This is a genomic window from Streptomyces sp. NPDC001056 (genome assembly GCF_053598955.1).
Window position 1 is genome coordinate 54,069 of sequence record NZ_JBSFLI010000014.1, and the last position, 12,057, is coordinate 66,125.

Below are 12,057 nucleotides of genomic sequence, written 5' to 3' on the forward strand. Positions count from 1 at the left end.
GCGGCGGGAGACTCTCGTAGGGCTCTGCCGGACATTCGGCTTTGTTCAGGCCGGCGCAGTGTTCGGTGCCGCGGCGGGCGATCAGGCGGTGGCCGCCGGTCAGGGTGGCGGCGAGCGGGACGGCAAGGCGTGGATGCGGGGGCCGTCGACCGCCGCGCGGGAGAAGGAGGACGCCGGCCCCGTCCCTCCGCGCCGCCGCGACGAAGCCGCACGCCCTCCGGGACGTACCGAACGGCCTGAAACCCCACCGCACCGTCGGTCGCGCCCACGGCGGACGAGGTCGTGATGCCGGAGGCCGGCCCGAGCCGCGAGCGACTGTGGCACGTCATCGCCGCCCGGCCTCTGTCCCCGCCGACGGGACAGGAAGCGCACCCGTGCCCTCCCTTCGCGGCGATCGCCGACCGTGCGTGCCCCACAGGCCGCACCGCGCCTCCGCGGGCACGCTTCCGCTCCGGTCGTGGGCGAGGCGGGACAGGTGCTCAGCCGCAGGGCAGGAAGAAATGTACGTACAACTGATGTGAGATTTCCGCAGGTGACTTGCGCATCGGGACGACGCCGCCTAGCTTAAATGTACGTACATTTGAGCGGAGGGGTTCCCTTGGTGACCAATCAGCACCACCGGACTGTGATCATCGGCGGTGGGACCGCGGGTATCTCGGTCGCGGCTCGGCTCCGCCGAGCCGGTGAGAAGGACGTCGCGATTCTCGATCCGAGTCTCGACCACTACTACCAACCGCTGTGGACGCTGGTAGGCGGCGGGCGAGCGCCGCTGCAGGAGAGCATCCGGCCGCAGAAGACCGTCATGCCCAAGGGCGTGCGGTGGATACGACACGCCGCGGTCGCCATCGACCCCGAGGCCCAGGAGGTGACGCTGGACGACGGCGGCGCCGTCTCCTACGACCACCTGGTGGTCTGCCCCGGCATCCAGCTGGACTGGGACCGCGTGCCGGGCCTGGAGGCCGGGCTGGGCAAGGACGGTCTGTCGAGCAACTACCTGCCGCAGACCGCTCCCGCGACCTGGCGCTTCATCAGCGGGTTGCGCTCGGGCAGCGCGGTGTTCAGCATGCCGACCGGCGCCATCAAGTGCGGCGGCGCCCCCCAGAAGATCGCCTACCTCGCCTCCGACTACTGGCGTGAGCAGGGCCTCCTCGGGAAGATCGACGTCCACCTCGTGATACCCGGTGCCGCCATCTTCGGCGTTCCGGAGTTCGCGCGCGTGCTCGACGAGGTGGTCCGCCGGTACGGCATCAACGTCCACTACAGCAGCGAGGTCACCGAGGTGCGCCCCGAGGCCCGCGAGGTGGTCGTCACCGACCTGGGCACCGGCGCCAAGAAGACCCTGCCGTACGACATGGCCCACCTCGTACCGCCGCAGAGCGCCCCGGACTGGATCAAGCGCAGCCCGCTCGCCGGAGCCGACGACCCGGCCGGCTACGTCGAGATCGACAAGCACACCATGCGGCATGTCAGATACCCCAACATCTGGGCCCTCGGAGACGCCGGTTCGTCCCCGAACTCCAAGACCGGCGCCGCCGTGCGCAAGCAGGCGCCCGTGGTCGTCGAGAACCTCCTCGCCACCATGAACGGCCGGGAACCCACGGCCGCGTACCACGGCTACTCCTCGTGCCCGCTGACCACGGCCCGCAACAAGATGCTGCTCGCCGAGTTCGACTACAGCGGTCGGCCCACCCCGTCGATCCCGGTGATCGACACCATCCGCGAGCGCACCGACATGTGGTACCTCAAGCGGCGCGGCCTGCCGTTCCTCTACTGGAACCTCATGCTTCGCGGGCTCGCCTGACCCACCCCGAGGGCCGGAACGGTTCTGCCCCCGCACCGGCCGGGGGCCCGGCGCGGCGCACCCGCCCTCCGGGCCCCGGCGTACATCGCCACCCCTGGCCACCTCGCCGTCGCCGCGTCGCATCCGCGCGGCCCCACCGGCCCGCCACCCGCGCCCCGGCCCGACGCCCCGGCGCACCGTCAACCGCTCATCCATCAGGAGCCTGTCATGACGAACGACACCAAGCCGCTGGTCTTCGTGCAGTTCTACCTTGAGTGCCTCTCCCACGCCTCGTACCTCGTCGGCGACCGCACCACCGGCCGAGCCGTCGTGGTCGACCCCCAGCGTGACGTCAACGACTACATCTCCACCGCCGAACATCACGGCCTGACCATCGAGAGGGTCATCGAGACCCACATCCACGCCGACTTCCTCTCCGGTCACCTGGAGCTGGCCGAGCGCACCGGCGCCCGCATCTCCTACGGGTCCGTCGGCTCCCTCGACTTCGACACCGACCCCCTGGAGGACGGCGAGCACCTCAGCCTCGGCGAGGTCGACCTGGAGATCCTGCACACCCCCGGCCACACCCCCGAGTCGATCTGCGTCGTCGTACGCGAGCACGCCGGCGACGCCGTCCCCTACGGCGTCCTCACCGGCGACACGCTGTTCATCGGCGACGTCGGCCGTCCCGACCTGCTCAGCTCCCGCGGCCGGTCCGCCGAGGAGATGGCCCGCGCCCTGTACCACTCCACCCGCGAGCGCCTGCTCACCCTCCCCGACGACACACGCGTCTACCCGGCGCACGGGGCCGGCTCGGCCTGCGGCAAGAACCTCTCGACCGAGCTGAGCTGCACCATCGGGAACCAGCGCCGAGGCAACTACGCCCTGGCCGACATGACCGAGGACGAGTTCGTCTCCGTCGTGACCGAAGGCCAGCCCGCCGCGCCCGCCTACTTCGCGTTCACGTCCGTGCGCAACCGCGAGGCCCGTCCGGTCCTGGACGAGGACACTCCCGTTCCCTCCCTCGCCCCCGACGCCTTCCTCGACGCACGGGCGGGCGGCGCCGTCGTCCTGGACACGCGGGACCCGGAGTCGTTCGCCTCCGCCCACCTGCCCGGCGCCGTCAACGTCCCCCTCGGCGGACGTTTCGCCGAACTCGCCGGCGAGGTGCTCGACGCCCGGGACGGCATCATCCTGTGCGGTGATGTGGACACCGCGCGCGAGGCCCGCAACCGCCTCGCCCGCATCGGCTTCGACCGTGTCCTCGGAGCCCTGGCGACTCCGGTCGAGGCCGTCGGCGCGGAATACCTGACCGTCGGCGTGCGCGTGGAGGCCGCCGATCTCGACGCCCGGCTCGCCGCGGACGCGGACGGCTTCGCGCTGGTGGACGTGCGCGGCCCGGGGGAGGTCCGTGAGAACGGCACCATCCCCGGCGCCCTCCTCATCCCGCTGCCCGAACTGGTCGGCCGCCTCGGCGAGCTGCCGACCGACCGGCCGCTGACCGTGTTCTGCGCGAGCGGCAACCGCTCGTCGGTGGCCGCGTCCGTCCTGCGGGCCCGCGGCTTCGAGACCACCGACCTGCGTGGTGGCTTCTCCGCATGGCGAGGTGCGGTCGCGCACCCCGCCGACACCATGCCGGGCGGCGTCTCGGCGTGAGCGTGCTGATCCTCGCCCTGCTCTGCGGAGCCGTGGTCGGCCTGGCGCTCGGTGCGCTCGGCGGTGGCGGGGGTGTGCTCGCGGTCCCGGCCCTGGTCTACCTCCTGGGCGTCGCACCCGCCGACGCCGGGACCATGAGTCTGGTCGTCGTCACCATCACCTCCGTCACCGCGCTCGCCCGCCACGCCGGCACCGGCAACATCCGCTGGCGGACCGGCGCCCTGTTCGCCGCGGCCGGCGTGGCACCCGCCATCGGTGCGTCCGTGCTCGCCCACCGCATCCCGCAGGCTCTCCTGACCACCGCGTTCGCCGTCCTGGCCGCGTTCGCCGCCGTGGTCATGCTGCGCGGTCTCCGCGCGGCGCACGGGGCCCGCCGGTCTGTCGCGTCCGCCTCGCCGGCCGCGACGCCCGAGCAAGCCGTGGCGACGGCCGGCTCCGTCCGGGACGAGCGCACGGAGACGCCCGCTGTCCGGGCGGCACTCCGAACGGCCGGGACGAGCACGGCGGCGCAGGACGCGGGCGCCCCCGTGCGGCAGGACACGGGCGGCGTCGAGGCCCCCAGCAGGTCGGCCGTCCGGGCCGGATACCTCCGCACCGCCGCTGCCGGTGCCGGTCTGGGCGCGGTGACCGGGCTGCTGGGAGTCGGCGGCGGCTTCCTCGCCGTGCCGGCCCTGGTGTCGGTGCTCCGCCTGCCGATGCGGAAGGCCGTCGGCACCAGCCTCGTCGTCATCCTCATCAACTCGGTGGTGTCCCTGGCCACCCGGATGGCGGCCGGAGGGACGTCCCTCGACCTCGCGATCTTCGGCCCGTTCGTGGGCGCCGCCGTCCTCGGCGCCTGGGACGGCAAACGGCTGGCAGCCAAGCTCTCCGGGGCCGCCCTGCAGCGAACGTTCGCCGTCGTGCTCCTCGCGATGGCCGTGTTCATGCTCATCGACGCGTTCGTCTGATGTTCCCCGCACGGCCGCATGGCTGGTCCCCGCGGCGGGTGACAGACCCTGCCGGTCGGCTGACGGCCGACCGGCGGGCGTCCGGACTCGCCACGGGCCGCCTTCGCTCCTGCCGCCCGCCCGGCGGTACGGGTACCCCCTCACGCAGGCCGCCACCCCGCGGAGCGGTCCCACCCGCTCACTGCCCGAGGAGCCGGCGCACGCGAGTTTGCACCGTCCTCGCAAATGTACGAACATTCACCTCGTGTCAGCAGCATCCCCCCACCCCCCGATCCCCAAGAAGGCGCCGGTGACATCCCTGCCCGGCCCCCGTACCCTCATCCGATCCGCGGGCAAGCCGCTGTGGGTACAGCTTCGCGCCGACCTGCTGCGCCGTCTGGAGGACGGAGAGTTCCGCGACGTCTTCCCCGGCGAGCACGACCTGGTGGCCGAGTACCAGGTGAGCCGGCACACCGTCCGCGAGGCCCTCCGCCAGCTTCGTGCGGAGGGCCTCGTCACCGCCCGGCGCGGCAAGGTCTCCCAGTTCACCGCCGGCCGCCCGCTGGAGCAGAAGGTCGGTGAGGGGTACAGCCTCTTCCGTTCCGTGGAAGAGGTGGGCGCCGTCCAGCGCAGCGTCGTACGCGTGCTCGACGAGCGCGCCGACGGTGTCATCGCCGCCCGCCTGGGACTTGAGGAGTCCACACCGCTCGTCTACCTCGAACGCCTCCGGCTCGCCGACGAGCAGCCTCTCGCCGTCGATCGTGTGTGGCTTCCCGCGGCCGTGGCCCGCCCGCTCCTGGATGTCGACTTCACCCGCACGTCGCTCTACGACGAGCTCGAACGCCACTGCGGCACCCGCATCAGCGGCGGATGGGAGCGTATCCGGGCCGTCGTGCCCGGCCGCGGAGAGCGCGTCCTGCTCGACTGCCCCGCGTCGACCGCGCTGTTCGCGATCGACAGACTCGCTCACGACACCGACCAGCGCCAGGTCGAGTGGCGGCAGACGCTCGTCCGAGCGGATCGCTTCGCCGTCGCCGCCGAGTTCTCCATGACCGACGGCTACCGGCTGGGCGCTCCGGTCCGCACGCCCTGACCCGGGATCGCTCCCTCGGGGCCCGGCAGGGCGGGCCGCACCAGGCGGACCCGCCGCGGCAGGCCGGCGAGCGGCGGGTGCGGGCCCCTTGGACCGCCGTACTCGGCTGGACCGGCCGTACTCCGCGCCCTGCTCCTCCGGAACCTGTGCGAGCCGTGCCGGTCCGGGACCACCGCCCCTCGGCCGGGTCACCCCGGTGATCACGCATCTGCCGCCCGGACGTCGGTCGACCGACCCGCCGTGCTCCGGCCGTTCACCTTCTCAGCAGGGCAGTCTCGTAGTCCTTGAGCGTGCGACCGGCCACCCACCCCTGGGACTCGGCCCTGGACACGTCCAGGACGACGGAGTGTGCCAACTGGTCGACGGCGTAGCGAGTGAGCGGCGGTTCCGCGTGCGGGCGTAGCCGGGCCAGCGTCTGGGCGGTGGCCGCCACGATCTGGGCCACCGGCAGCGGGACGTGGCCGATGCGCGCCCGTGCGCCGTGGGCGCGCAGCACCGCCCTGATCGCCTCGTCCAGTTCGTACGGCACCGGGTCGGCGATGTTGTACGCGCCGGGCGGCCAGTCCGCGGCGGTGAGACAGGCGTCGGCGAGGTTCTCCACGGCCGTGAGGCTGAGCCGGACGCTTGGGCCCGGCAGCATGAGCAGACCATGGCGGACGCGGGAGAGCAGCCGGGGTACCAGGTGCGGGTCCCCGACACCGTAGACCGCCCGCGGCCGCAGCACCACGGCGCCCGCGGCGAGCGCCAGCGACTCACCGGCGGCCTTGGTGCGGCCGTACGCGTTCAGATGCCCGCGCACAGGGTGGTCTTCGGTGATGCGGGAGCGTCCGGCGTCGGGCGCGTACACGCTGGCGCTGCTCACCCATACGACCGGTCGGCCGGCGGCCGCGTCGAGCAGTCGCGCGGTGCCGTCGACGTTGACGGCGTGCATGGTGGCCTCGGCCGGGGAGCCGGGCACCGGGTCGCCGACGGCCGCCGCGCAGTGCACGACGAGGTCCGCGCCGGACAGGTCCGGCACCTCGCGCGCGGCGTCCCAGGGGACGTGCCGGCCGACCGGGCCGGGGCGTCGCCCGACGCACCGGACGTCGGCGCCGCGGGCGGCGGCCGCGGTGGCGACATGGGAGCCGCAGAAGCCGCTCGCGCCGGTGACGGCGATCGTGGTCATGGGTTCTCCGGGTGTCGACGGGCGTCCTGCGCCCGCATGGTGAGGGTCCGCCAGCCGGGCAGGGCCGCGCCCCGGTCCACGCGGGCGCGCAGGACGGCGGGGCGGTGGGGGGCGAGCGCGGCGAGGACGTCGTCGAGCTGGGCGCGGGCCAGGCGTGCGCCGGGGCAGGCGTGGGTGCCGGCGCCGAAGACGAGCTGGGCCACGGCGGGCGGAGCCGGATGACGGGCGTCCGGTGGTCGGCGATGGGCCCGCGCGGCGTGCCGCGCCACCAGGATCAGGCGGTCGCCGGGCCGGACCGGGCAGCCGTCCAGCTCCGCGTCGGCCGCCGCCACGCGGGGCAGCAGCGGGGAGGGGGCGGTCACCCGCAGCAGTTCGCTCACCAGGGCCGGGCGCAGCCGGTCGTCGGCCGCCTGGTCCCAGAGCCCCGCGTCGGCGCACCAGGCGGCGGCCCGCGGGAGGGCCGCGACGGTGGTGTTGACGGCGGCGACCGCGAGCATGGTCGGCAGGGCCCGCTGCGTCGCTTCGCCGGCGGCCGGGGCGAGCAGCGCCTCCAGCCGTGCCGTCGCCGCGGCAGCCGCATGTGCGGTGCCGGGCGGCCGGGGGCCGGGCAGGTGGTCGCGTACGGTGGCGGCCGCCGCCGCGGCGGCCGCCACGGCGACGGCTTCCGGATCGCCGGTCGTGCCCAGCAGCGCGCAGACGGTGGCCCCGGCCAGTTCGCGGGCCAGCGGTACGAGATCGACGTCGCGACCCGCACGGAGCGGGGCGAGGCGGCGGTCCAGGACGCCCTGCCACACCGGACGCAGTCGCTCCACCCCCGCCGTGCCGAGGTCGTCGACGACGGCACGCCGGGAGGCGCGGTGGCCGGTGCCCTCCTGGTCGAACAGCGCGCCGCCCGTGAACAGTTCCCGGGCGGCGCCGCCGGTGGTGCCGGCGGCGGCCCGGTCCAGCGGGATACGGGTCAGGGCCTGCCGGTAGGGCCCGGTACCGTGCACCAGCACCGCTCCGCCGACGCGGACGACCGTACGACGGCGGGTGGCGGCGAGAAGAGCGAACAGCAGGGGGTGGGAACGGGTGTACACGCGCCGGTCGCGGCGCCGGGCGGCGCGGAGAGCCGAGGCGGCGGGCGTGGCGGGAGTCGTGGTCATCTGACGTGCACCTCCTTCACGTCGGCGGGCCGGTAGCGGCGGTCCCAGCACCACAGCAGGGTCCGGCGGGCGCCCCAGGCCCGCAGGCGGCGCAAGCTGGTGTGCACCACCATCCGCTCGGCCCGGGCGATCCGGTCGCTGTGCTCGCGCGCCCGGTTGAGGAGCACGACATCCTCGGGTGGCCCCTCCAGCGGGGTGCGGGGCGCGCCGCCGCACCGCAGGTAGAGCGCGGCGGTGATGGCGAGGTTGTGGCCGTGGCACAGCACGTAGGGCGCGCGGTAGCGCGGATGCCGGTGCTCGGTGCGATAGCGCCCGTACAGTGCGGTCGCCCTGACGACCGCGGGCAGGAGACGGCGCTCGACGAGGGAGGGGGACTCGTCCCGGCGCGGGAGGCTCCGGCCGCAGGCCAGTTCCGTGCCGCGCGTGAACTCCGCGCGCGCCGCGGCGATCCAGCCGGTGGCGGGCAGGCAGTCGGCGTCGGTGCGGACGAGTAGTTCGGCGCCGTGCGCGACGGCGTACCGGAAGCCCGTGTCGGCGGCGGCTCCGGTGCCGCGCTGCTCCTCGCGGACGAGGTGCACGCCGAAGGGCGCGGTGGCGGCGAAGCGACGCACGACGTCGGCGGTCGCGTCGGTGGAGGCGTTGTCGACGACGACCAGGGTGAAGCCGGTGTCGGTCTGAGCGGCGAGCGCGGTGAGGGTGGCCCCGATCCCGGCCTCCTCGTTGTACGCGGGGACCACCACCCACAGCGGTCCGTCCTTCTGGGCGGTCATACGCGGCTCCGTTGCGAGGGCCGGCCGGCGGCGAGGCGGGCGGCGAGGCGGGCGGCGGCGGCACGGTCGGGCTTCAGGGAGCGTCCGGACAGCGGGACGTCGGCCAGCAGCACCGCGTCGGGGCGGGCGGATCCCATGCGCTCCAGCGGCCCGGCCAGGGCCGCCCGCAACGCGGCGCGGTCGGCCCCGGGGGCGGGCTGCACGACGGCGACCAGGCGCTCGTCGCCGTCCTCGGCCGGTACGCCTACCAGCACGGCGAGTTCGACGCCGGGTATGTGCAGCGCCGGTTCGTACAGGCCCGGGTAGATGTTCTCCGCGTGTCGCAGGACCATGTCCTTGCAGCGGCCCTCCAGCACGATCCGGCCGCCGTCCAGACGTGCCCGGTCGCCGGTGGCGACCCAGGGGTCGGGGTCCTCGCCCAGGTAGCGGTCACGGGCCGCGGGACCGGACAGCAGCAGTTCCCCGGAGGCATCGGTCTTCGCCGTCACGCCGGGCAGGGGGGCGCCGGCCAGGTCCCCGTCGCCCGTGAAGGCGGCCTTGTCTGCCTGCTCGACGGCCGCGGCGGGGAACAGCTCCGTCAACGCGTACACGCCCCATGCCTCGTCGGCGCCGGCTCGCTTGACGCGGGTCAGCAGCTCGGCGGTCGCCGGCGCCGATCCGGTCCACACGCGACCGTTGAACCGGCTGCCCTCGGCCAGCAGCCGACGCAGTTGAGGGGGTGTCAAGTAGGTTGCCTGCGGCGCGAGTCGGCGCAGTTGCCGCACCAGGAACCGCGTGGAACGGGCGGGCAGCGCCACCGGTGCGCCGCTCGCGAGGGAGGGGACGAGGACGAAGAAGGTGCCGCCGAGAACGGGACGCCCGGCCTCCGGACGGACCAGGTCGGCCACCGTCGCCATGCCGGCCGCGATCGAGGATCGGGTGTGCACCACGGCACGGGGGCGCGAGGTGGTGCCCGAGGTGAACACGACGACCGCGTCGCCGTCCCCGTCCACCGGGCGCGGGGGCCGTGCCCCGCGTCCGTCGGTGTCCAGGGCGGGCGCGCAGCCGGGCATCCGGGGCCCCACCGTCGCCACCGGTCCGAGTTCCGTGAGGTCCGGCAGGGCCAGGCGGGCCCGGCGGGCCAGCGGCCGGGCCCAGCCGGCGACGGCCTGGGCGGTGGCGTCGGCGAGGACCAGGTCGGGGCGGGCCAGGGCGAGCCGGGCGCGTAGCACGTCCGGTCCGGCGCCGGGGTCGAGCACCGCGGCGCGCGCCCCGAGCCGGTGCAGGGCGAGCATCACTGCGAGAGCGCGGGGCCCGGGGCGGACGGCGACGCCGACGGTGCCGCCGCAGCCGACGCCCCGCGCGTGCAGGGCACCGGTGCAGCGGTCGGTGAGGTCGGCCAGATCCCCGTAGGTGGCCTTGGTGCGTACGGTCCCCGTGGGGGTGGTACCGAGGACGGCGGGCCTGTCGGGGTGGCGGCGCAGGGTGTGGGCGAGGATGTCGAGCATCAGCGGGGGTCCTCCCCGTGGCGGCCCGGGCCCTTGTCGAGGTACCAGCGGGCGGTGCCGACCAGGCCGTAGGCGCGCAGTCGGCGGGTGGAGTTCTCCACGACCATGTCGCGGGCGTGCACGATGGCGGTGGTGTGGCGGCGCACCCGGTTCAGGAAGAGCCGGTCGGTGGGGGACGGGCGGCGCGGCATCCCGCCGACGGCCTCGTACAGCGCGGCGGTGACGGCCATGTTGTTGCCGGCGTGCATCCGGTAGGGGGCGAGGTAACCGTGGCGGCGCCGGTGGGCGGGGCGTATCCGGCCGAAGAGGGCGGCGATGCGGACCAGGGCGCGGAAAGCGGCCCGCCCGAGCGGTCCGTGCTCGTCACGGCGCGCGTCGATGCGCCCGCAGACCAGGCCCGCGCCGCGCCGCAGGGCGTCGCGGGCGCCGGCCGTCCAGCCGGGACGCGGCAGGCAGTCGGCGTCGGTACGGGCCAGCAGCGTCGCACCGTGCTCGATCGCGTACCGGAAGCCGGTGTCGACCGCGCAGCCCACGCCCTTCTCCGGTTCGCTGAGGACGTGGACGGGGAAGGGCGCCCTGCGGGCGAAGTCGCGGGCGACCTCAGCGGTGTCGTCGCTGGAGGCGTTGTCCACCACGACGAGGGTGAAGTCGCGGTCGCGCTGAGCCGCGAGCGCGTTCAGGGTGGCGCCGATCCGGGCGGCCTCCTGGTGTGCGGGCACCACCACCCACAGGGATCTCATGCCTTCTCCCAGACCATGGTCATGATGCTCACGCCGCCGCCCAGGCCCACGAACAGGACCCGGTCACCGGTCCGCAGGCCCCCGTGGACGCGGTCCAGCTGGACGCCGAGCGTGGCGCTGGCCATGTTGCCGAGTTCGGGGACCGTGACGACGAGCCGGTCCCGGGGGACACCGGTGAGCTCCACGAACCGCTCCAGGTACGGCATGGTGACCTGGTGCACCAGGATGTGCCGGAAGTCGTCCCACGACAGCCCGGTGCGCTGCCGCATCCGGTCGAGCACCGACGTCCCGACCTTCTCGAACACCTCGCGCAGCTCGCTTCCGTCACCGTGGAAATACGTGTGCTCGTCTCCGCGCGGGTGGCGCGAACCGCCGCCGAAGATGCCCCCGACCGACCAGTGCTCGGAGTGGGTCTCGGTGTCGACGTCGACGATTCCGCCCCGGTCCACCGCTTCCAGTACGACCGCGGCCCCCGCGTCGCCGAAGGTGTACCCCGCGAAGCCGTCCCGGAACTGGCCGAGGCCGGCCGGGGTGTGCCGGACCGCGCGACTCGGGGTCTCCCCGGTGACGACCAGAGCCCGGCGGGCGCGACCGGCGAGAATCATCGCCCGCGCCGCGTCGATGCCGTTGACGAAGCTGTTGCACGCGTTGGTCACGTCCAAGGCGTGCGCCCGGGAACCGAGTTCGGCCTGGACGATGTGCGCGGTCGCCGGTTCGACCACGTCCCGCGTGGCGGAGGCGAACACCAGCAGGTCCAGGTCGTGCGGGGCGAGTCCGGCCCGGTCCAGAGCCGTACGTGCCGCGCCCACCGCGAGCGTCGAGGCGTACTCGCCCTCCGCGGCCACCCGACGCGAGGCGATGCCGGTGACCCGTTCGAGCATCCGCGTCGGCAGGGACAGCCCGGAGGCCGCGGCGATCCGCTCCTGCATCTGCCGCGAGGTCATTTCGAGCCCCGGCAGGCAGGAGGCCACCGCGGTGATGCCCGCCCGACGGCGCGGCGGCTCGGGAGCAGCGTGGTCTATGTGCATGGGCTGAACGCTACGAGCGCATCAGGACGGCCCGCCTGAGTGCGGGTACTCATCCGGAATAGGTGATCGGCTGCTTCGAGCGTCGTCCCCGCCGTGCACCAGTGGCGGCCCGCGAGCCGTCGGATGATCTTGTGAGTGCGGGCCGCGGCCAGGTCGTGGGTGAGTCCGGCTGGTGGAGTGGACGCTGCGCGAGCCCGGCCTCGGTACGCCGAAGCTCAACGGCTGGGGCAAGGCGGCGGCCGCGGTGAAGCTCGCTGCCGGAGCGCC

The 12,057-nt window shown here is 74.4% G+C and carries 10 protein-coding genes; 4 read left to right on the top strand and 6 right to left on the bottom strand.

The genetic code is table 11. The features are described 5' to 3' along the window. Positions 1-598: 598 nt before the first annotated feature. From ACWDD7_RS18410 to ACWDD7_RS18425, 4 genes are all read left to right on the top strand, one after another. Positions 599-1,801, top strand: a complete 1,203-nt coding sequence (locus ACWDD7_RS18410) for an FAD-dependent oxidoreductase (RefSeq protein WP_450458071.1) — start codon at positions 599-601, stop codon at positions 1,799-1,801. A gap of 207 nt (positions 1,802-2,008) precedes the next feature. Continuing rightward, the gene (locus ACWDD7_RS18415) at positions 2,009-3,436 is read left to right on the top strand and encodes an MBL fold metallo-hydrolase (RefSeq protein WP_450458072.1); all 1,428 of its coding nucleotides are present in this window, start codon (positions 2,009-2,011) and stop codon (positions 3,434-3,436) included. Continuing rightward, on the top strand, positions 3,433-4,383 hold the full coding sequence (locus ACWDD7_RS18420; protein WP_450458073.1) for a sulfite exporter TauE/SafE family protein: 951 nt from the start codon (positions 3,433-3,435) through the stop codon (positions 4,381-4,383). Before ACWDD7_RS18415 ends, ACWDD7_RS18420 begins: the two co-directional genes overlap by 4 nt. Before the next feature lie 289 nt (positions 4,384-4,672). Further along, positions 4,673-5,455, top strand: coding sequence for a GntR family transcriptional regulator (locus ACWDD7_RS18425; RefSeq protein ID WP_450458074.1), 783 nt, complete (start codon positions 4,673-4,675; stop codon positions 5,453-5,455). Positions 5,456-5,708: 253 nt separating this feature from the next. On the opposite strand, the gene ACWDD7_RS18430 is transcribed toward ACWDD7_RS18425, so the two are convergent. Genes ACWDD7_RS18430 through ACWDD7_RS18455 form a run of 6 tightly spaced genes read right to left on the bottom strand, consistent with a single transcriptional unit; the run spans position 5,709 to position 11,790 of the window. Then, entirely contained in the window at positions 5,709-6,620 is a 912-nt protein-coding gene (locus ACWDD7_RS18430) for an NAD-dependent epimerase/dehydratase family protein (RefSeq protein WP_450458075.1), read from the bottom strand. Further along, on the bottom strand, positions 6,617-7,765 hold the full coding sequence (locus ACWDD7_RS18435) for a cytochrome P450 (RefSeq protein ID WP_450458076.1): 1,149 nt from the start codon (positions 7,763-7,765) through the stop codon (positions 6,617-6,619). Before ACWDD7_RS18435 ends, ACWDD7_RS18430 begins: the two co-directional genes overlap by 4 nt. Next, positions 7,762-8,535, bottom strand: coding sequence for a glycosyltransferase (locus ACWDD7_RS18440; RefSeq protein ID WP_450458077.1), 774 nt, complete (start codon positions 8,533-8,535; stop codon positions 7,762-7,764). The genes ACWDD7_RS18435 and ACWDD7_RS18440 overlap by 4 nt, the downstream gene beginning before the upstream one ends. Next, the gene (locus ACWDD7_RS18445; RefSeq protein WP_450458078.1) at positions 8,532-10,022 is read right to left on the bottom strand and encodes a class I adenylate-forming enzyme family protein; all 1,491 of its coding nucleotides are present in this window, start codon (positions 10,020-10,022) and stop codon (positions 8,532-8,534) included. The genes ACWDD7_RS18440 and ACWDD7_RS18445 overlap by 4 nt, the downstream gene beginning before the upstream one ends. Then, the gene (locus tag ACWDD7_RS18450; RefSeq protein WP_351879292.1) at positions 10,022-10,762 is read right to left on the bottom strand and encodes a glycosyltransferase family 2 protein; all 741 of its coding nucleotides are present in this window, start codon (positions 10,760-10,762) and stop codon (positions 10,022-10,024) included. The genes ACWDD7_RS18445 and ACWDD7_RS18450 overlap by 1 nt, the downstream gene beginning before the upstream one ends. Next, the gene (locus ACWDD7_RS18455) at positions 10,759-11,790 is read right to left on the bottom strand and encodes a 3-oxoacyl-ACP synthase III family protein (protein WP_450458079.1); all 1,032 of its coding nucleotides are present in this window, start codon (positions 11,788-11,790) and stop codon (positions 10,759-10,761) included. Before ACWDD7_RS18455 ends, ACWDD7_RS18450 begins: the two co-directional genes overlap by 4 nt. Positions 11,791-12,057: the final 267 nt, after the last annotated feature.